Here is a 24,776-nt window from a genome sequence, read left to right on the forward strand (position 1 = left end):
AGTAGTCGGTTGGCGCGAGTCTCGTCACCGGCGCCGCTGTGCGACTCCGGTCCGCTCACTTTATTATTACTAAGCTTGTTTGCCGTCAGTCTTACTTGGCTTGACTGACAAACTCGTTGGTATAGGTTTTAGCAAGATCGATATGCTTGCCTTTGACGTTCGGATTGAAACCGGACAGAACCGACAATACTGTTTCCGGGCCGCCGGAAGGCATTTTGCCGTCCGGTGAAAACATCGGCAGGGAATTCTGCAGGGCCTGCACATACATAGCCTTGTCATTGCCGTAGTAATCCTTCGGCATCTTGTCCGCGATTTCCGCAGCGCTATGGGTATTGATGAATTTGAGCGTCTTGACGAAGGCGCGCGCCAGCTTGGCGGCTTCCACCTTATGCGTGTTCAGCCATGGACGTTGAACATACAGGCTGGATGCAGGATACAAACCACCCAGCGCCTTGACCGTACCTTCGACCGTGCGCATGTCGACCAGAACCTTTGCTTCGCCGGTCTTCAACAGCTGCGAAATGGTCGGTTCGGTAGTCATCCCGGCGTCGATACGCCCCTGTTTGATCGCCACGATGAATGTATTGTCGGCGCCCACAGGCAATACCGAGTATTGACTGGAAGTAATGCCATGCTTGGCAGCCAGATACTGTGTCAGGAAATTGGTCGATGAACCGAGTCCGGTCACGCCCAATGTCTTGCCTTTGACGTCGGCCATGCTCTTGATGGAATCGGCGGATTTAGTCGCCACCATTTCGGCTTCGCCAGGAACCTGGCCGAAAACCACGATCGCGGTGACTTCCTTGCCCTTGCTTTGCAAGTCGATGGAGTGGTCGTAAAAGCCGACTACTGCCTGAACTGCGCCAGCCAGCAGCTCATTCTCGGCATCGACGCCAGCCGGCTGCGATTGCAGCTCGACATCCAATCCCTCTTCTTTGAAATATCCCAGCTGCTCAGTGAGCTTGGCCGGCAGATAGATCATCTTGGTGATGCCGCCGACCATGATAGTGATTTTTCCTGAATCGGCTGCCATTGCCTGGCTTGCGCCAACCACACCGGCAGCGACGAGCAAAGCGGAAATCAGTGATCCACGGATGAGGGTATGCATTGTGTTGTCTCCATTTATTTTTGGGATAATGACCGGATACATATGGCGGGGTGCCGTTGTTCCAGTCTTGGGCGTATTCTAGAGTGCGCTAACTTTCATCCAGCTTTCCAAATTCGTGTTATTTCGTGTAATTTAGCTTGCAGTGCAACATAACCAATTTATCCCGTTTCTATGAAATTACTCCTGATCGAAGACAATCCGCCGCTTGCGCTATGGCTCAGCAAGATACTCAAGGAAGATAAGTTCACCATCGATCTCGCCACCGATGGCGAAGCCGCCGACCGCCTGCTGCAAAGCGAAAACTACGATGTGGTCTTGCTTGACCTGCAGTTGCCGAAAATGAGCGGCAAAAGCGTCTTGCGCCGCTTGCGCGAGCGGCATAACAACGTGCCGGTCATGATTCTCACCGCCAGCGGCTCGATTGACGAGAAAGTCGATTGCCTCGGCGCCGGCGCCGACGACTACCTGGTCAAGCCGTTCGAGGTACGCGAACTGGTGGCCCGGATCAAGGCCCTGATCCGCCGTCAAACGCCCGACAAGGCAGCAGAAATGCATTGCGCCGACCTGCGCTATGACAGCAACACGCGGCAGTTTTCGATTGCCGGCCAGTTGCTGGCGCTGCCCGGACGCGAACATGACGTACTCGAAATCCTGATGCTGAAACAAGGCAAGACCGTCTCCAAGAGCGCCTTGATGGATGGCGTATTCGGGCTCGATGACGAACCCAGCGCCGACGCGATTGAAATCTATATCCACCGCTTACGCAAGAAACTGGAACACTGCCAGGCCGCCATCATGACCCTGCGCGGACTCGGTTATCTGCTTAAACAGAAAGACCTCAATTGATCATCAGCCTGCGCCTGCGCCTACTGTTGTGGTTGCTGATTCCGCTAACCTTGTTTGTCGCCATCAGCGCTGCGCTGTCGTATCGCAGCGCGCGTCAGACCGCCGATCTGGTACAAGACCATGCGTTGCTGGCGTCGGCGCAGGTGATTGCCGGCGAGATCCAATGGCTGGACGGCGTGCCGCACGCCAGCATACCGCCGGCGGCGCTGGAATCGCTGGTCTCGCCGGAGCAGGACCAGGTGTATTACCAGGTGATTACCGACCACGACAGCTTGCTGGCCGGCCGCCCCGATTTTCCGCTGGCGCTGCGCTTTCCGCTGAGCGCGCCGGCATACAGCACGATTGACTACCATGGCCAGATGCTGCGCGTGGTTAGCGAGGTCCGCACGCTGTACAACGCCGGCCAGTTACACAAGATTGCGGTCCTGGTGGGCCAGACTACCCGCGCCCATGACCAGATGCTGGCGGGCCTGTGGCGCCCCTCCCTGCACCGCCAGATCGCCATGTTGTTGTTGGCAGCGATACTGGTGGTGCTTGGCCTGAGCATGGAGCTGCGGCCGCTGATGCACCTGAAAGATCAACTGGCTTCTCGCGATTCGACTTCTGTGTCGCCGATCAGGCCTGGCCAGTTGCAACTGGAACTGCGGCCCATCGTCGAAGCCATCAACCAAACCATCCAGCGCCTGAACACACAGGTATCGGCACAAAAACGCTTCATCACGGACGCCGCCCATCAATTGCGCACGCCGCTGACCTTGCTCGATTCGCAGATCCAGTTCGCCCGGCGCCTGAGCGATGAAGGCCGGCGCAGCGAAGTGCTGCAGGCGATGCAGGAAAGCAGCCGCAACATGACCGAGCTGACTAACAAGTTGCTACTGTTGTCGCAGGCGGAGGCCTCCAATACCACGGCCTTCCTCAGGCAACCGGTGGATTTGATGGCGGTCTCGGCAGCTGTGCTGGAAGAGATTGTCGACCTGGCCCAACGCAAGAATATCGACCTTGGACTTGAGACAAAAATACAGCATGCCTGGGTGATGGGAAACGAAGCCTTGTTCACCGCCATGATGATGAACCTGGTCGACAACGCCATCCGCTATACCCCCGTCAACGGCAAGGTCACCGTAGCCATCGCGGCCAGTCAGGAGCAAGTCGACATCAGCGTCGCCGACAACGGCCCGGGTATTCCTGCCGAAGTGCGCAATCGCGTATTCGAGCGTTTTTTCCGTAACGCGGCGCCGGGCCAGGATGGCACTGGCCTCGGCCTTGCCATCGTTAAGGAAATTGTGATCGCAGCACAAGGCACGGTGACGTTGGCCGCCGGCGAGCAGCAGCGCGGCCTGGCCGTATTGGTGCAATTGCCCGCCATTGCAACTAGCCCGGATGAAGAAACCGCCAGCAAGATCTGAATAACAGTTCTAGAGTGTCATCAGCAAGGAATTTTGTTTTGCAGTATATTCTTGCCTAGGCAATGAATATTAATGCATCAAATTAAGCACCAAGCTGAAAAAAGTTGAACACACCGTGAGCAATCCACCACCATTATTCACTCTGGATACCTATCAGATTGAAGAAAGCATAGGCTATTTATTGGCGCGCTCGCGTGCCATGCTGGTCAAAAGCTCTGATGAATCCCTGGCGCAGTATGGGATAACCCATGCACAAGGCGCTATTCTTCTGATGTTGTCAACAGGAAAGTATTCAACTGCAGCCGATCTGGCGCGTGAAACGTATACCGACGCGGCCTCTACCAAGCGCATGATCGATCGCCTGGTAGCGCGCGATCTGATCAAGCGCGAGCCATGTGCGCACGACAGGCGTTTGATGAAATTGCATCTGACTGCGGATGGCGTGGCGTTGTCGAAATTGATGCCGCAGGCATTTTGCGGCGTACTGAACAAACATTTTTCAGAATTTAGCGCGGAAGAAATCGGCTTTTTGAAATCGATGCTAAGGCGTTTGCTGGCAAGCAATGTTTCTAATGCCCCGCCCGAAAAAACACATTGACTATGCAAGAATAATTTATTCAATATTACTTTTAAACAAGCAGCCTTCGTGGTGTTACTCGTAGTCTTCGTAGTCGCTCTATCTTTGGCCGCCAAATCAACCAGTCACATCAACATCGACATGAACTCTCATCCATCTCCAGTCCGACGCAGCTTGCCGAAACTCGGCACCCAGCGCCTTGCCATCAGCGCCGCCGCACTACTGCTGGCGGCTTGCGCCAATTTCAGCGGCATCCACAGTACTGCCCACTCCAACAATCCGGACGACTATGCATCGACATCGTCCTTGCCTGGACAAGGCGGCATGTGGCCGGCCAGTTCCTGGGTCAGCAGCATAGGCGGCGGCCAGCTGCAACAGTTGGTCGATGAGGCGCTGGCAGGCAATCCTAATCTGCAAGCCGCCGCCGCCCGCATAGCCGCATCGCGCGCCATGGTGGAAGCGGCTGGCGCAACCGGCAAACCGCAGGTCGGCGCCAGCCTGGCGGTAACCCGCCAGCGCTTCACCGAGAACAGCATTTACCCGCCGCCATTCGGCGGCATGTATGTAACGGACTATGAAACCGCGCTGAATTTTTCTTACGACCTGGATTTCTGGGGCAAGCACAGCGCGCAGCTGAACTCCGCGATATCGCAAAGTAAAGCTGCGGAAGCTGAACACTATGCAGCACGCCTGGCGCTGACTGCGGGCATCTCGAAAGCATGGCTGCAATTGGGACGTCAATACGCGCAACTGGACCTGACCAATCAGCAGTTGGCATTGCGCGACAAGCTGGACAAGCTGACGCAGCAACGCTTCGCCGCCGGCCTCGATACGCAAACCGATAATCAGCAAAGCCGGCAACAAGTAGCTAACTTGCGTGCAGAGCAGTCGCAATGGCAGGAAGCGATCGCGCTGACCCGCAACCAGATCGCGGCGTTGATGGGGCAAGGGCCTGATCGCGGTTTGAAAATCCCGGTGCCGACGCTGCCTGCGGATAGCAGCATTGCGCTGCCCGACCAGTTGCCGCTGGGATTGCTGGGACGCCGTCCCGATGTAGTCGCCGCGCGCTGGCAAGTCGAAGCCGCGCAAAGCGACATCAAGGTTGCCAAGACCGAGTTCTACCCGAATGTCAACCTGGCGGCCATGGCCGGCTTTTCCAGCCTTGGCTTTTCACAATTCCTGACTCATGGCAGCAAGGTGGTCGGCATCGGTCCGGCGATCCACCTGCCGATCTTTGAAGGCGGCGCATTGCGCGCTCAGCTCAAGGGCCGGGTCGCAGCCTATGACGGCGCAGTGGCGACTTATAACCAGGCGCTGAATGACGCTTTCCACGAAGTGGCGGATAGCGTGCAGTCGCTGCGTGCCGCTGAAGTCCAGGACAAGAGTCAACAAGCTGCGGTCGACGCAGCCGAGCGCGGCATGAAACTGGCTGAACAACGGCAACAGGTCGGCACCGGCAACATGCTGCAAGTGGTGAGCACCCAAATCGGCTGGCTGGCACAACGTAAAACCGAGCTTGACGTGCGCGCCCGCAGAGCAGATTTGCGGGTCAACCTGATCAGGTCGCTGGGTGGCGGCTTTGACGCTACGGCCGAGGGGCTCAATCCTGCAGAAGCTAATGCAGGCAGCGCCGCCAGTCCTCAGGCAAGCACGACAAACTGATCGCTTTTGACTGAAAACCGATTCACTAAATAAACCGTTCACTTATTGCGAAACCCGCATCATGACAACACCAAATCAAACTCCACAAGAACCATCCGCCGCTGCGGCCCCTGCTGCGCCGGCACCTGTAGCCACCAATGGCAACGGCAAACGCCGCGGTCTGCTGATCGGCGTCACTATCGCGCTTATCATTGTCCTGATCGCCTATGGCATCTGGTGGTTCATCTATGCCCGCCACTACGAAGGCACCGACGACGCTTATGTCGGTGGCAACGTGGTCCAGGTCACGCCGCAGGTCGGCGGCACGGTACTTGCGATCCATACCGACGATACCGAGCTGGTGCAGGCCGGCAGCCCGCTGGTGGATCTGGACCAGGCCGACGCCAAGGTAGCACTGGCTTCAGCCGAAGCCCAACTGGCGCAAACCGTGCGTCAGGTGCGCACACTGTTTGTCAACAACAACGCCCTGGCTTCGAATGTCACCGCCCGTGCTGCGGAATTGGATCGGGCGCGCTCGGATCTGGCGCGCCGCTCGCAACTGATCAGCACCGGCGCCGTCTCCAAGGAAGAACTGGAACACGCCAAAGTAGCAGTGCAAGGAGCGGAAGCCGCGTTGCAAGCCACTCGCGAACAACTGGCGTCGAACAAGGTATTGACCGACCGCACCACGGTCGACCAGCATCCGAATGTACTCAACGCCGCTGCCCAGGTACGCAACGCTTATATCAATCTGGCCCGCACCACATTGCTGGCGCCAACCACCGGTTATGTCGCCAAGCGTTCAGTGCAGGTTGGCCAGCGCGTTGCCGCCGGCACCCCGCTGCTGTCGATCGTGCCGCTGAACGCACTGTGGGTTGACGCCAACTTCAAGGAAGTGCAGATCAACAATATGCGGATCGGCCAGCCGGTAACTTTGAAGTCGGACTTGTACGGCTCCAAGATCGAGTACCACGGCAAGGTAGTCGGCCTGGCGGCTGGCACCGGTTCCGCTTTCGCGCTGCTGCCGGCGCAAAACGCCAGCGGTAACTGGATCAAGATCGTACAGCGGGTTCCAGTGCGTATTTCGCTGGATCCGAAAGACCTGGAAACCCATCCGCTGCGTATCGGCGTATCGATGGATGTCAGTGTCGACGTGGCCCAGACCGAAGGTACTTCGCTGACCGCAGGCACCGCGCGTACTGCACCGGCCTACACCACCGACGTCTTCGACAAGAGCGGGCAGGAAGCCGATGCACGTATCGCCAGCATCATCGCCGCAAATCATTAAAAATCACTAAGCTTCTGCCGGATGCCGTCGTCGCGACGGCATCCGCTACGCGAACCCTTACCGGAATGCATTCATGAGTTCCCCAAAACCGGCGCCGCCAGCGCGGCCGCCATCGCAACCACTGCCGCCGCTAACCGGCGGCAAGCTAGTCATGGGTACGGTAGCACTCTCGCTAGCCGTGTTCATGAACGTACTCGATTCGTCGATTGCCAACGTTTCCATCCCGGCCATTTCCGGCGACCTGGGCGTATCGCCGCAACAAGGCACCTGGGTCATCACGTCGTTTGCCGTCGCCAACGCGATCTCGGTGCCGCTGACCGGCTGGCTGACCCAGCGCTTCGGCCAGGTCCGCCTGTTTGTCACATCGATTATCCTGTTCGTGCTGTCGTCCATCCTGTGCGGCCTGGCTCCCAGCATGGAAGTGTTGATTGCCGCGCGGGTGCTGCAAGGCGCGGTCGCGGGGCCGATGATTCCTTTGTCGCAATCGTTGCTACTGTCTAGTTACACTCCCTCCAAGAGCGGCATGGCCCTGGCGTTCTGGGGCATGACTACGCTGGTGGCGCCGGTCATGGGGCCGTTGCTAGGGGGCTGGATTTCGGATAATTACACCTGGCCATGGATTTTCTACATCAATATTCCGGTGGGCGTATTTGCCGCCTGGGCCACCTGGTCGATTTATCACAAGCGGGAATCGACGACATATAAACTGCCGATCGATAAAGTCGGCCTGGCCTTGCTGGTGGTCTGGGTCGGCTCATTGCAGATCATGCTGGATAAGGGCAAGGAACTCGACTGGTTCAATTCCTCGACCATTGTGATATTGGGCGCGGTCTCGCTGGTCTCCTTCATTTACTTCGTCATCTGGGAACTGGGCGACGATCACCCGGTAGTCGACCTGACGCTGTTCAAGAGCCGCAACTTCAGCGGCGGCGTAATTGCGATCTCGGTCGGCTACGGCCTGATGTTCGGTGGCCTGGTGATTCTGCCGCTGTGGTTGCAGACCACGCTTGGCTATACCGCAACGCTGGCGGGTGAAGTGATGGCGCCGGTGGGTATTTTCGCCATCCTGCTGTCGCCGTTCATCGGCAAGATCCTGCCCAAGGTCGATGCCCGCTGGGTTGCCAGCACGGCATTCTTCATTTTCGCGGTGGTGTTCTACATGCGTTCGCAATTCACCGAAAACGTCGACACCTTCACCCTGATGATTCCTACCATCATCCAGGGCGCGGCGATGGCCATGTTCTTTATCCCGTTGACCTCGATCATCCTGTCGGGCCAGCCGCCGGAAAAAATCCCGTCGGCAGCTGGCTTGTCGAACTTCGTGCGGATCATGTTCGGCGGCATGGGGACTTCGATCACCAGTACCCTGTGGGACCGGCGCACATCGCTGCATCACTCGCAACTGACCGAGTTCACCGGCCCGCATAGCCCGGCATTTAACGAGGCGGTGCATAACCTGACTGCCCAAGGGATGCCGGAACCGGCCGCCTGGGCCACTGTCGAGCGCCTGATTACAGTGAAAGCCGCCACGCAGGGCGCCACCGATATTTTCTGGATCTCGGCGGTATTGTTCCTGATGCTGATCGCGCTGGTATGGCTGACCAAGCCTTCACGTTCCAGCTTGCCGGTCGATGCCGGTGGTGCGCACTAGCATTGAAGATGTGCGACCAGGCTGCGGACAGGAAGTAATCAGTAATCAGTAAGAAGCAAGAAGCAAGAAGCAAGAAGCAAGAGCCAGGAAAACAGATCGCAAAATAAAAACGGGCGATACATATTTGATTATGTATCGCCCGTTTTGCTTCCCGACAGATCCGCTTACAGAATGTGCTTGCCGATCCACCAGGCAATCGCTGCCATGAAGGCCGATGCCGGAATCGTCAGGACCCAGGCCCAGACGATATTGCCCGCCACGCCCCAGCGCACCGCGGAGACCCGGCGTGCCGCACCGACACCGACAATGGCGCCGGTAATGGTGTGGGTAGTCGAGACCGGCACACCCAGCATGGTGGCCATGAACAAGGTGATGGCGCCGCCGGTTTCAGCGCAAAAGCCGCCCACCGGTTTCAGCTTGGTGATTTTCTGGCCCATGGTCTTGACGATACGCCAGCCGCCGAACAAGGTACCCAGGCTGATCGCGCTATAGCAGGAAATAATCACCCACCATGGCGGCAAGCTATCGCTCGCTTGCGAAAATCCGGTCGCTATCAACAGCATCCAGATGATACCGATGGTCTTTTGCGCGTCGTTGCCACCGTGGCCAAGGCTATACATGGAGGCCGATACCAATTGCAGGCGGCGGAACCATTTATCGACCTTGCGCGGCGTCGAGCGCACGAAAATCCAGGACACCAGCACCATCATGATGGAACCGAACACAAAACCCAGCAACGGCGACAACACGATAAATGCGATCGTCTTGATCAGGCCAGCCGAGATCAGCGAACCGGTGCCGGCCTTGGCTACTGCAGCGCCAACCAGGCCGCCGATCAAGGCATGCGAGGATGACGACGGGATGCCGTAGTACCAGGTCAGGATGTTCCAGCAGATAGCGCCGACCAATGCGCCGAAGACGACGTAATGATCGACTACATTGGGATCGATAGTGCCCTTGCCCACCGTCGCGGCGACGTGCAACTGGAACACCGCAATCGCGATGAAATTGAACAGCGCCGCCATGGCAACTGCCTGCTGTGGCTTCAGGACGCCGGTCGACACTACGGTAGCGATAGCATTGGCGGCATCATGGAAGCCGTTCATGAAATCGAATACCAGCGCCAGTGCAATGAGGAAAACGAGAACGTAGATACTGATTTGAAGAGTATGCATGGATCAGGCGTTTTCTACGATAATGCCTTCGATGATGTTGGCCACATCTTCACAACGGTCGGTGACCGTTTCCAGCAGTTCGTAAATGGCTTTCAGCTTGATCAGGGTGCGTACATCAGGCTCGTCGCGGAACAGTTTCGACATGGCGGCGCGCATCACGTGATCGGCATCCGATTCCAGGCGGTCGATCTCGACGCAGATCGCCAGGATTTCACGCGAGTTATCCATATTGTGCAACAGGCCTACCGCAGCCTTGACTTTCTCGGCGCAACCCAGGCACAGCTCGGCCAGGCGTTTTGCTTCTGGCGTAATTGCCTTGATGTCGTACAGGGAAATGGTCTGCGCTGCATCTTCCAGCAAGTCCAGGATGTCATCCATGCGCGTGATCAGCTGATGGATGTCATCGCGATCGATAGGGGTGATGAAAGTCTTGTGCAACATATCGATTGCATGATGCGTGACCTGGTCGGCCTGCTTCTCTATGCCTTCGATCGCATGCACGCGAATTTCCAGATCGTCGAAATTAGTCATCAACGCCACCATTTCTTTGGCGCCCTTGACGCATAGCTCTGCGTGCTGGTTAAAGAGCTCAAAGAATTTGCCCTCGGTGGGCATCAATCGTCCAAACATGTTTATTCTCTCTTCTGAGGGTTAAGCTGAATCTACTTACGGTACTTCTTAATTTAAAGCAAACAAATGTCACGAAACTGAAATATATCAGGCTCGGGTAGGTAACACTAAACAGGTTTCGCTAGTTTTGCGTTATTGCAACAAAATGACATCAAGGGTAAAGCAACAAGAATTAGAGGGACAAGAATTACAGGGATACTTAGTCGCCGCCGTACGGTGCGTCCAGATTACCCACGTAATTGTCGAATTTAGTGTATTGACCGAGGAAGCTCAGGCGCACGCTACCAATCGGGCCGTTACGCTGCTTGCCGATAATGATCTCGGCGGTACCCTTTTCCTGCGAATCAGGGTTGTATACCTCGTCGCGATAAATAAACAGGATGACGTCGGCATCCTGCTCGATAGCGCCGGATTCGCGCAAATCGGACATCACGGGGCGTTTGTTGGGGCGTTGTTCCAGCGAACGATTCAACTGCGATAACGCAATCACCGGGCACTGCAGTTCTTTCGCCAGGCCCTTCAGGTTACGCGAGATTTCGGAAATTTCGGTAGCCCGGTTTTCACCGGCGTTATTGGCTGACATCAGCTGCAAATAGTCGATGATGATCAAGCCGAGCGTGCCGCACTGGCGCGACAGGCGACGCGCACGCGCGCGCAATTCGATCGAGCTCAGGGCCGGAGTTTCATCGATGAACAACTGGGCATCGTTCATCTTCTGGATCGCATGCGTCAGGCGCGGCCAGTCTTCGTCGTTCAGGCGGCCGGTGCGCAAGCGGTGTTGGTCGAGCTTGCCGACCGAACCCAACATACGCATGGCGAGCTGGGTACCGCCCATTTCCATCGAAAAAATCGCTACCGGCAAACCGCTATCGATCGCAACGTTTTCTCCGATATTCACGGAGAATGCCGTTTTACCCATGGAAGGACGTCCCGCTACGATAACCAGATCGCCCTTCTGCAGGCCGGAAGTCATCTTGTCGAGATCGATGAAGCCGGTCGATACGCCGGTGATGTCGCTTTGGTTGTCGCGGTTGTAGAGTTCGTCGATGCGCTCCACCACTTGCGTCAGCAGAGGCTGGATTTCCTGGAAACCCTGGGCGCCGCGCGCACCTTCCTCGGCAATCGCAAAAATCTTGGATTCGGCCTCGTCCAGCATCTGCTTGACTTCCTTGCCTTGCGGGCTGAAAGCCTGGCCGGAAATTTCATCGGCAACGGTAATCAGTTTGCGCAATACGCCACGGTCGCGCACGATTTCTGCATAGCGGCGGATATTGGCGGCGGACGGCGTGTTTTGAGCGAGTGCATTGAGATAGCTGAGGCCACCGACTTCTTCGGCCTTGCCGGTGCCGCTCAGCGACTCATAGACAGTGATCACGTCAGCCGGTTTGCTGCCGTTGATCAGCTTGACCATGTGCTGGAAGATGATGCGGTGGTCGTAACGATAGAAATCGTCGGCATTCACAAAGTCGGCGATCTTGTCCCATGCCGCATTATCCAGCAGTAATCCGCCTAAAACGGACTGCTCTGCTTCGATTGAATGGGGTGGTACGCGGAGGGAATCTAACTGTGGATCGGACGGTGCTTTGGAAGGTGCTTTCATGGCGCGAATTATACCTGCTTCTACTATCCGTCTTGCCACCGCCTCCCAAAAAAAGGACATAAAAAAAGCCGGGAAAACCCGGCCTTTTAATACAACAACAACTATTTACCAGCTGCGTCCAAGACTTGCTTAAACGTGTTCGCCGATCACTGCGATAACGATGTCGACTACAACATCGGTATGCAAGGCAACAGCAACAGCGTGCTCGCCTGTGATCTTCAGTGGGCCGACTGGCAGGCGCACTTGCGATTTTTCAACTGCGAAACCTTGCTTGGTCAACGCTTCAGCGATATCGAAGTTGGTCACGGAACCGAACAAACGGCCGTCAACACCCGATTTTTGCGAAATCTGCACGGTCAGGCCGTTCAGTTTTTCGCCTTGAGCCTGAGCAATCGCCAGCTTGGCAGCTGCTGCAGTTTCCAGATCAGCGCGCTTCGCTTCGAATTCAGCGATAGCAGTAGTTGTAGCACGACGTGCCATACGTTGTGGAATCAGGAAGTTACGTGCGTAACCGTCCTTGACGCGAACAACTTCACCCAGATTGCCGAGATTAACGACTTTTTCCAACAGAATGACTTGCATATTTTTCTCCTATTTCAAGTCGTCAATTAAGCGTTGTGCAGATCGGTGTACGGCAGCAGCGCCAGGAAACGTGCGCGCTTGATCGCAGTGTCCACTTGACGTTGGTAGATTGCCTTGGTGCCGGTCAGACGTGCTGGCATGATCTTGCCGTTTTCCTGAACAAAATCCTTCAGCGTGTCGACATCCTTGTAATCAACGCTAGCTACGTGAGCAGCGGTGAAACGGCAGAATTTCTTACGCTTGAACAGCGGGTTTTGTTGTTGACGCTTGTTTTTCAGTTTGCTTTTATCGAACTTTTTACCGAATGCCATTTTTGGCTCCTGTATTCAAATTTTGCTTAATAATCAATCTGCAATTTCAGCTTTGTTTCCCGAGGAAGCATTTGCTTCTATTGCAGCGAAATCCGTGATGTGAAATACCAGACTTCTACCATTGCGACTCTTGCGTGCCATGAATCCCGTAAACCAGAACGTGCCGCCCAATTGCGCCTTGCTGAATCTTCCCGAAATCTCGCCTACGGCCAGCGCGGCAATTTCGAATTCAATCAAACGTTTGATACCTGCTTCAATCGGTTCCGAGCGATGCTGCAATATCGCAGATACGATCGGGATGCCTGCCGGGGTGTAGCGTATGACTTCACGTTCGGCAACTTCGGCAACCAGTTGAAACACGTTATTGGGTAGATCCACTCCTGATGAGCTCAATGGTTAGGCAATGAAGCTGGTAGCAGCTAGCTGGTAAATCAGGCAGCCGGTGCTTCAGTACGATGGCTCTTGGCAGCATCTTCCTTCTGCACAGCCTTCATCATTGGCGAAGGACCTGTTTCGGCCTTCTTCAGCTTGACGGTCAGATGACGCAACACTGCATCATTGAACTTGAAGCCGGTTTCGATTTCAGCCAGAGTTTCGCTGTCGCACTCGATGTTGAGGCAGACGTAATGTGCTTTAGCCAGTTTCTGGATCAGGTATGCCAGTTGGCGGCGGCCCCAGTCTTCCACGCGATGTACGGTGCCGCCACGAGTGGTGACGATACCTTTGTAGCGTTCGATCATTGCAGGCACTTGCTCGCTTTGATCTGGATGGACGATAAATACGATTTCATAATGACGCATGTAAGCTCCTTTTGGACGGATTGAAGAATCGCCCACCTCGGCGTCAAGACGAGTGTGGGAAGAGGAAAACCAGCAATAGTACTCGCAATTGCAACAAAACTCAACGCTTTCAGGTGCTTAGATCAAAACCGGCAGCATGGGTGTGGCTAATGTGCGCCTAAGACGTGGCCTAAGGTGATCTAAATACATCAAATTATCTTGCATTTGCACAAATACTGTACAAAAATACAGACTGTTGTTATGCACAGCATTGGTCAGTCGCAATAGCGCTGCCGTTGCTACCTTTTTCAGCACCATCCAGCATTTTTTAAGCCAAATACACGCCATGATCAAATTGACCGCCCGTCAGCAACAAATCCTCGATCTGATCAAGGACGCCATCGAAAACACCGGCTTCCCGCCGACGCGCGCTGAAATCGCCACCGAGCTGGGCTTTCGCTCTGCCAATGCGGCAGAAGAGCATCTGCAGGCGCTGGCACGCAAGGGCGCCATTGTGATCGCACCCGGCACCTCGCGCGGAATCCGGCTTACCGAAAGCGCCCACCGCAACCAGGGCACGCAACTGGCGCTGCCGCACCCTGCCCTGATGCAACTCAGCCTGCCACTGATCGGGCGAGTCGCCGCCGGATCTCCGATCCTGGCACAAGAGCACATCCAGGCCAGCTACAACGTCGACCCCGCCTTGTTCAGCGCCAAACCGGATTATTTATTGAAGGTGCGCGGCATGTCGATGCGTGACGCCGGCATCCTGGATGGCGACTTGCTGGCGGTAAAAAAAGCCGACAGCGCCCGCAACGGCCAGATCGTGGTAGCCCGCCTGGGCGACGACGTTACGGTCAAACGTTATCAAAAATCCGGCTCCGTGATCCAGCTGCTCCCGGAAAATCCTGATTTCGAACCCATTATCGTAACATCCAAGCAAGAGGATTTCGTGCTGGAAGGTCTGGCGGTCGGCCTGTTGCGCAGCTGGGCCTGATGCATCGATAAGTGCCGATACGCCAGATTCACGAGCGGTCGAGGCGGCGCCGCTTGGTCAAGATCTGACTGGCGATGCCGCGCAAGATATTGACCTCTTCAGTTTCCAGCTGAGTACGCGAAAACAAACGCTTCAAGCGCGGCATCAGTTTTTTCGGACTGGCCGGATCGAGAAATTCAATTTCTACCAAAGCCTTTTCGAGATGCGCAAACATGCCGTCGATATCGGCCAGGCTAGCCGTATTGCCCTGAAAACCGATCTCCGCGCCGGCTGCTACCGGCGGCAACTCTTCACTCGCTGCAACCCTGCACTCGTAGGCCAGCACTTGCACCGCCTGCGCCAGATTCAATGATGAATACTCTGGATTGGCAGGAATATTCAGCAACACATTGCATTTTTCGACAATTTCGTTAGGCAAGCCATAACGCTCGCTGCCGAATATGACTGCCGCGTTCAGGCTGACATCAGCGGCAAGCTGGGCCGCCAAGGCGCGCGGCGCAGTCAACGGCGGGGAAAATTCGCGCAAACGTGCGCTCAGAGCCGCAGCGAAGTTGCAACCTTCCAACGCCTGCTCGACGCTATCGACAATCCGCGCTGCCGCCAGAACATCTTGCGCGCCGCTGGCAAATGCAATTGCCTCGTCCCGTTGCAACACATCTGGAAAACGCGGATTCACCAAGATAAGCTCGGAAAATCCCATGGTTTTGATAGCGCGCGCAGCCGCCCCGACATTGCCGGGGCTGCTGGTTTCAACCAGCACAAAGCGCAGGCGTTTGAAAAGAGACGTGTCGATTTTTGCCTGATTCATTTAAAATAGCGCCATTACGCGGATTTCATCGATTAAAAGTTGCTTATTTATTAAAATATTCATCTGGGACATCCGCCTCGTTCATTATCATTCATATAGGTGGTCCTGTTCCCGGTTGGCACAGTGCCGCCATTTTAACGGAACCCGACCATGCATCCAATGCTCAATACGGCCATCAAGGCCGCCCGTAACGGCGCCAAGGTTATCTCGCGCGCCTCGTTCGACCTCGACCTGCTGAAAGTAACAAAAAAACAGCATAACGATTTTGTCACCGAAGTCGACCAGGCTGCAGAAGCAGCGATCATTGATGTATTGAAGAATGCCTACCCGGACCACGCCATCCTGGCCGAAGAATCCGGCGCCTCCGCCAACCTGCATGACGATAATGAAAATGTCTGGATCATCGATCCGCTCGACGGCACAACCAATTTTATCCACGGCTTTCCGCAATACTGCGTGTCGATCGCATTGCAACACCGCGGCCAGATCACCCAGGCCGTAGTCTACGACCCGACCCGCAACGACTTGTTCACCGCCACCAAGGGTTCCGGCGCCTATTTGAACGAAAAACGGATTCGTGTCGGCAAGCGCGACAAGATTGCCGACGCACTGATCGGCACCGGCTTCCCGTTCCGTGAAACCGAAGGCCCGGCGATGGATGAGTACATGAAAATGTTCCGCATCATGACGCAAAGCTGTGCCGGCCTGCGCCGCCCTGGCGCTGCTGCCCTTGACCTCGCATATGTCGCCGCCGGCCGCCTTGACGGCTTCTTTGAAAAAGGCCTGAAGCCTTGGGATATCGCCGCAGGCTCGTTGCTGATCAGCGAATCGGGCGGGATTGTCGGCGATTTCACCGGCGAATCCGATTATCTGTACAAGGGCGATGTACTGGCAGGCAGCCCGAAGGTATTTGCGCAAATGGTTGGCTTACTGTCGCCCTTTGCTAAGAAATAAGAAATAAGTGGGGTGGGCACAGGTGCCCGCCCCACTGCTGATGAATTGTAAGTACGAGCGGGAAACCTCCTTGCCGCTGCAGCATTAAAACTCTTCTTTTTGTCATTTCAACTGCGTAGGCCAGAGACTACAATTCATGCGCATCAGCGTAATTGGACACTCTCAACGACCATCTCACGCAGGAGAACACAATGGCAGTCAAACCAGTTCCGGACGGCTATACCACCGTCACCCCTTACCTCGTTGTAGACGGCGCCGCCACGGCCATCGCGTTTTATCAAAAAGCCTTCAACGCCGTGGAAGTACTGCGCATGGAAATGCCCGATAAAAGAATCGGGCACGCAGAAATTAAAATTGGCGACTCTCACATCATGCTGGCCGACGAATGCCCGGAGATGGAAATCCGCAGCCCGAAAGCATTGGGCGGGGCTGGCGTCAGCATCGTGCTGTATGTAGACAACGTGAATGTACTTTACCCGCAGGCAATCGCCGCAGGCGGCACTGAACTGCGGCCACTGCAAGACCAGTTTTATGGCGACCGTTCCGGCACCCTGAGAGACCCGTTCGGCCACGTCTGGACCATAAGCACACATATCGCCGATTATTCAGAAGAAGAAATACGCGAGCGCGCCGCTGTCGCCATGAAAAAAACTGGCTGATCGCCCCTTACCGGGCGCATTACCCCTGATCGGCCCTATGGCGATCCGCTTTACTTCTCAAGCGGATCGCTAATACCAATTTTATGGAGGGTTGCCCCACCACACGCCGGAATTGCTTGCCTGCAGCGCGTCATTGTTATACTCTCCGGCGACACAGCACATTCTCCAGTCAAATGCTGCTGTTAAGGAGGCTGACAGCCTCCCGGGAGTCGAAACGACTCCAATCTCCTCTAATCCCGTTTGCCTGCGACTGGCGCCTTATATAAGGCGACAGGCCGATATTATTCTATTGAGTTGTCATGTCTTTTTCTGAACTCGGCTTGTCCGAAGCCATCGTTCGTGCCGTTACCGAACACGGATACACTACACCTACCCCGATCCAGACCCAGGCTATTCCTGCGGTATTGGCAGGTGGCGATTTGCTGGCCGGCGCCCAGACCGGTACCGGTAAGACTGCCGGCTTTACCCTGCCTGTGCTGCATCGCCTGTCGACCTCAGCAACGAACCCGACCGGCAGCCAACGCCCGATCCGTGCGCTGGTGCTGACACCGACGCGCGAACTGGCGGCGCAAGTCGAAGAAAGCGTTCGCCTCTACGGCAAATATTTGAAGCTGACCTCGGCCGTAATTTTTGGCGGCGTCGGCATCAATCCGCAAATCAAGCTGCTCAAGCATGGTGTCGACATCCTGGTGTGCACCCCGGGCCGCCTGCTGGATCACATGCAACAAGGCACCGTCAATCTGAACCACGTGGAAATCCTGATCCTGGACGAAGCTGACCGCATGCTGGACATGGGCTTCATCCGCGACATCAAGAAGATTCTTGCAGTACTGCCGAAGAAGCGCCAGAACCTGCTGTTCTCGGCTACCTTCTCGGACGAAATCAAGATCCTCGCCGACAATTTGCTGAACTCGCCGGCCATGATCGAAGTAGCGCGCCGCAATTCCACAGTCGAAGTGATCCAGCAAAAGATTCACCCGGTCGATCGTGATCGCAAGCACCCGCTGCTGGCGCATTTGATCAAGACTCATCAATGGTCGCAAGTGCTGGTATTTACCCGCACCAAACACGGCGCCAACAAACTGGTCGAACAACTGGAAAAAGACGGTATCAGCGGCATGGCGATCCACGGCAACAAGAGCCAGTCGGCACGGACCCGCGCGCTGGCCGAGTTCAAGGATGGCAGCCTGCAAGTGCTGGTAGCAACCGACATCGCAGCGCGTGGCATCGATATCGATCAACTGCCGCACGTGGTCAACTATGACCTGCCTAACGTGCCGGAAGACTACGTCCACCGGATCGGCCGTACCGGCCGTGCCGGCGCCACCGGCGAAGCGGTATCGCTGGTGTGCGTGGATGAGCACCAGATGTTAAAAGATATCGAGAAGCTGATCAAACGCGAATTGCCGAAAGAAGTGGTTGCCGGTTTCGAACCGGACCCTAATGCGCGTGCACAGCCGATACAACTGCGTAGCGGTGGCGGTGGCGGCGGCGGCAATCGTGGCGCCGGTGGTGGTGGCGGACGCGGACGCTCACAAGGTGCAGCACCTGGCGTTAAGCCAGGCCAGGGCCCATCCCGCAGCCATGGCGGTGGCACCGGCACGCAAGCACGTCCTGCGGCCCCGCGCCGCTCGGGCGGACGCGGTCGCTAAGCTGCGTTGCAGCTAATGCGATGCCGGATCAACCGGCATCGCTGAAAGCACTCCGAACAACTGACGCCATACTGATGAAACCAGGCTGCACTCCTGGCTTCATCAGTATGGCGTCAGCGCATTGCGCGCAGCCGTCGGACCAGGATTTAGCTGAGGCAATCCATCAAACCGTCGAAGATCGTCGCCGTTGTACCAGGCAGCGTTACGTGCAACGGCCTGGCGACCGTAAGCACGCTATAAAACGTTGCCACCGGTGTCCGCGCACCCAACGGCGTGCGGCAGGCCCAGGTGCGGGCATCAACCATAACCTTCCCGGTAGCCCCGTCGATCCCTGCATTGCTGGCCGCAAAGGTCCACACGCACTGCCCCATCGTGCCGTCACTCTGCCGCACCGAACAGCGATAACGCAACGCCTGGATATTATTGAATTCACCTTCACAGATGGTGTCGCCGCAGACATCGTCAAAAGCTTGCACCAGTCGTCGCTCCAGGCCATGAAAGTCATCCCAGCCCTGCTCTTGAGCCGGATAGTGTACGGCGTCGACATAGCCATCGGCAGCCGCAGCCGGTGCTGCACAGAACACCAGCGCACCAGCCGCGTATAGCAATGTCGCCAGCAAAAAAACTGCGCGGCGAGCGACCCGATGGGCCACGATTCTATGGCATATTGGAAATGAAAAAATTTTGGACGGGCTGTTTGAAATAGGCATACGGCTCCCTCAGGTTTTTGATGGCAATGGCAGCACTGCAGTAATTGCAAATTGCAAAATACAAAATGCATCGAGGCTGTAAGTGCGACACAAAACAGATGTCGACAATGCATCATAATCTTGGTCGGACAGACAAACCAATAAGCCTGCCCCTAACTTGACAGAGGATTTTTTCGAGGAGCCGAGACGAACGGAAAGAATCCACGGGCATATTTATGCCGCAGACGAAATATTGCAAATATGGAATTTGACTAAAGGAAAATGCTGTGAAGAGAGGCAGAAAACTGGTCCGGCCGGAGGGAATCGAACCCCCAACATTTCGGGTAGAAGCCGAATGCTCTATCCAGTTGAGCTACGGCCGGATTCATGCGCCTAGTGATGCTTTGATTCCGATCGTGAGATCTTCAAGTGCCGTGATTGATTTTCATCAACCACAAATGAAAAACGGGCTGTCCGAAGACAACCCGCTTATTTTTTGGTCGGAGTACAAGGATTCGAACCTTGGACCCCCTGGTCCCAAACCAGGTGCGCTACCGGGCTGCGCTACACTCCGAGAAGCAAGATAATAAACAGTATTCCGATTTTTGTCAAATTTTTATACAGGAAAATTTTGAAATTTTGCTGCAAAAACCAACCCAATAACGGTACCGCCAAAAGCTTATCTGCTGAAAAACTTGAGAGACGGATTAGACCAGATTTCAGAAAAATATGCGAGAGAAAATCGCATATTTTCGTAAAAATTTATCTCTTCTTTTACTTCTGCTTAAAACATCAGCAAAACAATGAAAAAAACGCGATGCATTATCCAGATCGCCGCCTCAAACTTACTTACGTTTTTTACGTAATTATTTACGTAATTATTTACGTAATTCTTTACGAAATTATTTACAGACTAATTTTCAAACTCACTCAATCCTGCCGCAACGCTAATTGCGCACGCTGAAAGCTCACTTTAAAACGACTGCCCTTGCCATATTCCGAAGTGATCTCAAGGCGGCCGCGATGCCGCAGTAAAACATGCTTTACGATCGCCAGGCCGAGGCCGGTTCCTTGCGTGGAGCGCGAGCGCGTTTTGTCGACGCGATAAAAACGTTCGGTAAGCCGGCTCAGATGTTCCTCTGCGATGCCGATGCCATCATCGACCACAACCAGACTTGCGCACTCGTTTTCCATGCCCCAGCTGACATCGATGCGCCCACCGTCTGGCGTATAACGAACCGCATTCGAGAGCAGATTGGCAAACGCGCTTTCCAGCTCATCATGATTGCCCTTGAGATCGATTTCCTGCGCTTGCAAAGTAATCTGGTGCTTGCCGGCGGATAAGGCCCTGGCCTCCTCCACTATGCGGCTCAACAGCGGCTTGATACGCACCGTATCGCTCGATGGCGGCTGCACCAGGGACTCGAGCCTGGTCAAGGTCAGCATGTCGGCCACCAGCCGTTGCATGCGCTGCCCTTGCTCGGCCATCAGGTGCAGCTGGCGCTGACGGGTTTCCTCGCTCATTTCGCTGCTTAGCGCGTGCTCTAGAAAGCCGTTGATGACCGTCAGCGGAGTACGTAGCTCATGCGATGCATTGGCGATGAAATCGCGCCGCATGGTATCCGTCTTTTCGTTTTGCGTCACATCGTGAGTGACCAGGATCTGGCGCCGGCTCTCGAAGGAAATCAGTTGCACCAGAATTTTTCTATCGTGATGCATGAAAGGCAGCGGTTGCTCGAAGCGGCCTGACAACATGTAATCGACGAAATCAGGAGAACGTATCAGGTTGGTCAGCAAGCGCCCTTCATCGCGCTTCAGATCCAGGCCCAGATGGCTTTGCGCCGCCGGATTGCACCACTCCAGATGCATGACGCCGTCGACGATCACCACGCCGTCCGGCAGCAAACTCATGGCTTGCCGAAAGCGCGCCAGCCATTCCGCCATTTCGGTGCGTGAGCGTTCATCTTCCAGCCGGATGTCCTCCAGCGCGGCAAATGCATGCGCCCATAAGCCCCAGATTTTAGGCCGCCGGACGCCGACCGGACCGTCCATCCAGCGTTCGATCTGATACAGCGACCACATCTGCAGGAACAATAACAGCGCCAGCGACAGACTAAAGAACACTAGTCCGATGATAGCACCGCAAATGGCCACTACCGCCGCGGCAACCAGCGACAGCAAACCAAACCAGAGCAGCGCCGGCACCCAGAATGCGCGCGCGTTGCGGGTACTGGCCACAGCTCTCGTCACGCCACGGGCTCGGCGTTGAGCTTATAGCCGACGCCGCGCACAGTCTTGACATAATCGGCGGCGAGGCCAAGAGATTTACGCAAACGCATGATGTGCACGTCGACCGTGCGTTCTTCGATGAAAGTGTGATCGCCCCACACTTTATCGAGCAGTTGCGCGCGCGAAAAAATACGATCCGGATGCGCCACCAGGAAACGCAGCAATTTGAACTCGGCTTGATCCAGTTCGATTTCCTGGCTATCGACGGTAACCTGATAACGATCGGTATCGATCTGAATCAAACCGTGGCTAAGCAGGCTTTGCCCTAGCTCCGGTATCTTGCGCCGTAACAGCGCCTGAATCCGCGCAATCAGCTCCTTGGGCGAAAACGGCTTGGTAACGTAATCGTCGGCCCCTGCATTGAGTCCGCGGACCTTGTCCTCATCCATACCTTTGGCAGTCAGCATGATGACCGGCAGGGTAGCGCTGCGCGGCTGACTGCGCCACTCCTGCAATAGCGCCAGGCCGGAAGTATCGGGCAGCATCCAGTCCAGCAGTATGGCCTTGGGCAAAACGCCCGTGATCGCTTGCCGCGCCTCATTGGCGCTATACGCAATCTCGCAGGAAAAGCCGGCGTCATCGAGCGTGAACCGCAATAGCTCGGCAATGCCGGGCTCATCTTCGACAATCAAAATGTGGGTTTGAAATTTCGACATCGGCAATTAACTCTATTCAGTAGGCAGTCGATAACTATGTGGGCACTCAGGTGAACACTCAGGCAGACACTTGGTTAGATACTCAGTTAGATACCTTATCGGCAATCCGGCACGCCATCGCCTGCGCCAGATCGGCGCTCTTGGCTTCAACCATGACGCGGATCAGCGGTTCAGTGCCCGAAGCCCGGATCAACACGCGTCCGTTATCGCCGAGCTCCTGCTCGACAGCTTCCTTCTCTGCCACCATCGCCGGACTTTTTTTCCAGTCGAAGCCCGCGCTCACCTTCTTGTTGATCAAGGTTTGCGGATAAAGTGCGATATCGGCGGTCAACTGCGCCAGCGTTTCACCGTCACGCTTGAGTGCCGACAAAACCTGCAAGGCCGATACGATGCCGTCGCCGGTAGTATGCTTATCCAGGCACAGAAGATGGCCGGAGCCCTCGCCACCGAGGTTCCAGCCACGCTCTTTCATCACTTCCAGCACGTAGCGGTCGCCGACGTTAGCACGGGCGAACTCAACACCCATTTTCCGGAACGCCACTTCCAGCGCCATATTCGTCATCAAGGTGCCGACTGCACCTTTTACCGGACCGATCTTCAAGCGGTCCTTGACCATCACATACAGCAGCTCGTCGCCATTATAAATACGGCCGCTGGCATCGACCATCACCAGGCGATCGGCGTCGCCATCCAGGGCAATGCCGATATCTGCGTGATTGGAGCGCACTGCCAGCGCCAGCGCGTCCGGCGCAGTCGCGCCAAAGCCGGCATTGATGTTGAAACCATTCGGCTGATTGCCGATAGAAATGACTTCGGCACCCAACTCATGGAACACATGCGACGCAATATGGTAGGCCGCACCGTGGGCGCTATCGACCACGATGGTCAGCCCGCGCAAGTCTAGCTCGTTAGGGAAGGTGCTTTTACAAAATTCGATGTAACGTCCGGCCGCGTCGTCCAGGCGCCTTGCCTTGCCCAGCTTATCGGAGGCCACGCACTCCATCGGCAACGCCAGCGCGTCCTCAATCGCGGTTTCCACGGAGTCAGGCAATTTATTGCCCTGCGCCGAAAAGAACTTGATACCGTTATCTTCATACGGATTATGCGATGCTGAAATCACCACGCCTGCCGACAAACGCAGCGCGCGCGTCAGGTAAGCGATCGCCGGGGTCGGCATCGGCCCGGCCAGCATCACGTCGACGCCGGCGGCGGCAAAACCTGCTTCCAGTGCAGCTTCCAGCATATAGCCCGAAACCCGGGTATCTTTGCCGATCAGCACGGTTGGCTTGCCTGTGCCGGATTTCGCCTGCGCCAGCACCTTGCCGGCGGCGTAACCCAGTCTCATCACAAAATCCGGTGTAATCGGTGCTACGCCGACACGACCGCGCACGCCATCGGTACCAAAATATTTTCTTGTCATCTCAGCCTTCATTCAAATTCTATAGTCAGTCACTGCCATATTGCTGTTTACTGCTGCTTGCCTATTTCTGCTGCGCCGCCTGCCACACCTTGAGCGCGTCTACCGTCTCGGCCACATCATGCACCCGGACCATCTTAGCACCCTGCGAAACCGCCGCCAAAGCCGCTGCTAGACTGCCGGCAAGGCGCCGCTCCACCGGTTTGCCGGTCAACTCTCCCAGCATGGTTTTGCGTGAGATTCCCGCCAGCAAAGGCAAGTCCAGCGCACGTTGAATATCGCCCATGCTTTGCAACAAAGCAACATTATGCGCCAAGGTCTTGCCAAAACCAAAACCGGGATCGATGCTGATGCGATTGCGCCCTATCCCGGCCAGTTCCAGCACCCTCACCCGCTCCTGCAGGAAAGCACTGACTTCTGCCACCACATCCCGGTATTCCGGCTTGATTTGCATGGTTTGCGGGTCCGCCTGCATGTGCATGATGCACAGGCCGCAATCGCTATCGCTTACCGCCTCCAAGGCGCCCGGGGCACGCAAACCGTTGATGTCATTGATCAGGTCGACGCCGGCTGCAAGGGCTTCGCGCATTACGGCCGGCTTGTAGGTATCGATGGAAAGTGGTTTGCCGCAATCGCGCAAGGCGTAAATGGCCGGCATGACCCGGTCCAGCTCTTCTTCCAGCGATAGCGCCGGGCTGCCGGGACGGCTCGACTCGCCCCCTATGTCGATGATATCGACGCCGTCCGCAATCATCTGTTCGGCATGCGACAAGGCGAATTCAAGCGACTGGAATTGTCCGCCGTCGGAAAATGAATCGGGCGTGATGTTGAGGATGCCCATCACCAGCGGCCGCGCTTGCGGCGTATTGACCGGGAGCCGATAACGGCCGCATTGAAAATATTCTTGCATAATGAAAAATGGAATGGGTCTTAAGAATGGATCTGAAGCATAGATATTAAGCGCGCGAAGACAAATAAAAAGGGCGAGGATTGCTCCTCACCCTTGCTTATAAATTTTTACAAGCTACGTTAGAGCCTGTCAACCTGGCAGGCGCCGGACC

Annotated in this window: 24 protein-coding genes and 2 tRNA genes; 10 read left to right on the forward strand and 16 right to left on the reverse strand. The window is 55.8% G+C overall.

Features of this window, described 5'->3' with window-relative positions; all coding sequences use genetic code 11:
- Positions 1 to 91: 91 nt before the first annotated feature.
- Positions 92 to 1,108, reverse strand: a complete 1,017-nt coding sequence (locus BM205_RS02390) for an ABC transporter substrate-binding protein (protein WP_092412136.1) — start codon at positions 1,106 to 1,108, stop codon at positions 92 to 94.
- 171 nt (positions 1,109 to 1,279) lie between these two features.
- Between BM205_RS02390 and BM205_RS02395 the strand changes: the two genes are divergently transcribed.
- The 6 genes from BM205_RS02395 (at position 1,280) to BM205_RS02420 (ending at position 8,517) form a co-directional block, all read left to right on the forward strand.
- Entirely contained in the window at positions 1,280 to 1,954 is a 675-nt protein-coding gene (locus BM205_RS02395; protein ID WP_092412138.1) for a response regulator transcription factor, read from the forward strand.
- Positions 1,951 to 3,360 (forward strand): sensor histidine kinase, encoded by a 1,410-nt coding sequence (locus tag BM205_RS02400; RefSeq protein ID WP_092412140.1) that lies wholly within the window; start codon positions 1,951 to 1,953, stop codon positions 3,358 to 3,360. Before BM205_RS02395 ends, BM205_RS02400 begins: the two co-directional genes overlap by 4 nt.
- Before the next feature lie 115 nt (positions 3,361 to 3,475).
- The gene (locus BM205_RS02405; RefSeq protein WP_092412142.1) at positions 3,476 to 3,958 is read left to right on the forward strand and encodes a MarR family winged helix-turn-helix transcriptional regulator; all 483 of its coding nucleotides are present in this window, start codon (positions 3,476 to 3,478) and stop codon (positions 3,956 to 3,958) included.
- A gap of 120 nt (positions 3,959 to 4,078) precedes the next feature.
- Complete coding sequence (locus BM205_RS02410) at positions 4,079 to 5,599, forward strand: efflux transporter outer membrane subunit (RefSeq protein ID WP_254783699.1); 1,521 nt, start codon at positions 4,079 to 4,081, stop codon at positions 5,597 to 5,599.
- Between the two features lie 61 nt (positions 5,600 to 5,660).
- Positions 5,661 to 6,866 carry an HlyD/EmrA/EmrK family protein gene (locus BM205_RS02415; protein ID WP_092412144.1) on the forward strand — a complete coding sequence of 402 codons (1,206 nt, stop codon included), beginning with the start codon at positions 5,661 to 5,663 and terminating at the stop codon, positions 6,864 to 6,866.
- A 73-nt stretch (positions 6,867 to 6,939) separates the two neighbouring features.
- Entirely contained in the window at positions 6,940 to 8,517 is a 1,578-nt protein-coding gene (locus BM205_RS02420) for a DHA2 family efflux MFS transporter permease subunit (protein WP_254783700.1), read from the forward strand.
- Positions 8,518 to 8,681: 164 nt separating this feature from the next.
- Here BM205_RS02420 and BM205_RS02425 read toward each other — a convergent pair whose 3' ends face one another.
- From BM205_RS02425 to rpsF, 7 genes are all read right to left on the reverse strand, one after another.
- Positions 8,682 to 9,692: an inorganic phosphate transporter gene (locus BM205_RS02425; protein WP_092412146.1), complete on the reverse strand. Its 1,011-nt coding sequence runs from the start codon at positions 9,690 to 9,692 to the stop codon at positions 8,682 to 8,684.
- Positions 9,693 to 9,695: 3 nt separating this feature from the next.
- Complete coding sequence (locus tag BM205_RS02430) at positions 9,696 to 10,322, reverse strand: DUF47 domain-containing protein (protein WP_014006461.1); 627 nt, start codon at positions 10,320 to 10,322, stop codon at positions 9,696 to 9,698.
- A 199-nt stretch (positions 10,323 to 10,521) separates the two neighbouring features.
- A complete protein-coding gene (locus BM205_RS02435; RefSeq protein ID WP_092351574.1) occupies positions 10,522 to 11,922 on the reverse strand; it encodes a replicative DNA helicase in 1,401 nt (466 codons plus the stop codon).
- A 129-nt stretch (positions 11,923 to 12,051) separates the two neighbouring features.
- The gene (gene rplI / locus BM205_RS02440) at positions 12,052 to 12,504 is read right to left on the reverse strand and encodes a 50S ribosomal protein L9 (RefSeq protein ID WP_092412148.1); all 453 of its coding nucleotides are present in this window, start codon (positions 12,502 to 12,504) and stop codon (positions 12,052 to 12,054) included.
- A gap of 26 nt (positions 12,505 to 12,530) precedes the next feature.
- Entirely contained in the window at positions 12,531 to 12,815 is a 285-nt protein-coding gene (gene rpsR / locus BM205_RS02445) for a 30S ribosomal protein S18 (protein ID WP_038488337.1), read from the reverse strand.
- A gap of 33 nt (positions 12,816 to 12,848) precedes the next feature.
- A complete protein-coding gene (gene priB / locus BM205_RS02450; RefSeq protein ID WP_175511122.1) occupies positions 12,849 to 13,193 on the reverse strand; it encodes a primosomal replication protein N in 345 nt (114 codons plus the stop codon).
- A 53-nt stretch (positions 13,194 to 13,246) separates the two neighbouring features.
- A complete protein-coding gene (rpsF, locus tag BM205_RS02455; protein ID WP_038488331.1) occupies positions 13,247 to 13,615 on the reverse strand; it encodes a 30S ribosomal protein S6 in 369 nt (122 codons plus the stop codon).
- Between the two features lie 325 nt (positions 13,616 to 13,940).
- On the opposite strand from rpsF, the gene lexA reads away from it, so the two are divergent.
- Positions 13,941 to 14,591 carry a transcriptional repressor LexA gene (lexA, locus tag BM205_RS02460; RefSeq protein ID WP_092412667.1) on the forward strand — a complete coding sequence of 217 codons (651 nt, stop codon included), beginning with the start codon at positions 13,941 to 13,943 and terminating at the stop codon, positions 14,589 to 14,591.
- Positions 14,592 to 14,619: 28 nt separating this feature from the next.
- On the opposite strand, the gene BM205_RS02465 is transcribed toward lexA, so the two are convergent.
- The gene (locus BM205_RS02465; RefSeq protein ID WP_092412152.1) at positions 14,620 to 15,399 is read right to left on the reverse strand and encodes an RNA methyltransferase; all 780 of its coding nucleotides are present in this window, start codon (positions 15,397 to 15,399) and stop codon (positions 14,620 to 14,622) included.
- Positions 15,400 to 15,549: 150 nt separating this feature from the next.
- Here BM205_RS02465 and BM205_RS02470 point away from each other — a divergent pair, with 150 nt between their 5' ends.
- The 3 genes from BM205_RS02470 to BM205_RS02480 all read left to right on the forward strand — a co-directional run bounded on the left by BM205_RS02470 (position 15,550) and on the right by BM205_RS02480 (position 18,664).
- Entirely contained in the window at positions 15,550 to 16,353 is an 804-nt protein-coding gene (locus BM205_RS02470) for an inositol monophosphatase family protein (RefSeq protein WP_092351569.1), read from the forward strand.
- A gap of 191 nt (positions 16,354 to 16,544) precedes the next feature.
- Positions 16,545 to 17,012, forward strand: coding sequence for a VOC family protein (locus tag BM205_RS02475; RefSeq protein ID WP_092412154.1), 468 nt, complete (start codon positions 16,545 to 16,547; stop codon positions 17,010 to 17,012).
- A 299-nt stretch (positions 17,013 to 17,311) separates the two neighbouring features.
- Complete coding sequence (locus BM205_RS02480) at positions 17,312 to 18,664, forward strand: DEAD/DEAH box helicase (RefSeq protein WP_092412156.1); 1,353 nt, start codon at positions 17,312 to 17,314, stop codon at positions 18,662 to 18,664.
- A gap of 146 nt (positions 18,665 to 18,810) precedes the next feature.
- On the opposite strand, the gene BM205_RS02485 is transcribed toward BM205_RS02480, so the two are convergent.
- The 7 genes from BM205_RS02485 to folP all read right to left on the reverse strand — a co-directional run bounded on the left by BM205_RS02485 (position 18,811) and on the right by folP (position 24,625).
- Positions 18,811 to 19,317, reverse strand: a complete 507-nt coding sequence (locus BM205_RS02485) for a hypothetical protein (RefSeq protein ID WP_217646004.1) — start codon at positions 19,315 to 19,317, stop codon at positions 18,811 to 18,813.
- 342 nt (positions 19,318 to 19,659) lie between these two features.
- Positions 19,660 to 19,736: transfer RNA gene (locus BM205_RS02490), tRNA-Arg, on the reverse strand.
- Between the two features lie 114 nt (positions 19,737 to 19,850).
- Positions 19,851 to 19,927, reverse strand: a tRNA-Pro gene (locus BM205_RS02495).
- A 356-nt stretch (positions 19,928 to 20,283) separates the two neighbouring features.
- The gene (gene phoR / locus BM205_RS02500) at positions 20,284 to 21,603 is read right to left on the reverse strand and encodes a phosphate regulon sensor histidine kinase PhoR (RefSeq protein ID WP_092412158.1); all 1,320 of its coding nucleotides are present in this window, start codon (positions 21,601 to 21,603) and stop codon (positions 20,284 to 20,286) included.
- Positions 21,600 to 22,298, reverse strand: coding sequence for a winged helix-turn-helix domain-containing protein (locus BM205_RS02505; protein ID WP_092412160.1), 699 nt, complete (start codon positions 22,296 to 22,298; stop codon positions 21,600 to 21,602). The genes phoR and BM205_RS02505 overlap by 4 nt, the downstream gene beginning before the upstream one ends.
- An 82-nt stretch (positions 22,299 to 22,380) precedes the next feature.
- Complete coding sequence (gene glmM, locus BM205_RS02510; protein ID WP_092412671.1) at positions 22,381 to 23,718, reverse strand: phosphoglucosamine mutase; 1,338 nt, start codon at positions 23,716 to 23,718, stop codon at positions 22,381 to 22,383.
- 61 nt (positions 23,719 to 23,779) lie between these two features.
- Positions 23,780 to 24,625, reverse strand: coding sequence for a dihydropteroate synthase (gene folP, locus BM205_RS02515; RefSeq protein WP_175511123.1), 846 nt, complete (start codon positions 24,623 to 24,625; stop codon positions 23,780 to 23,782).
- Between the last annotated feature and the right edge of the window lie 151 nt (positions 24,626 to 24,776).

It is taken from the genome of Collimonas sp. OK307 (assembly GCF_900113705.1).
Taxonomy (GTDB): Bacteria; Pseudomonadota; Gammaproteobacteria; order Burkholderiales; family Burkholderiaceae_D; genus Collimonas.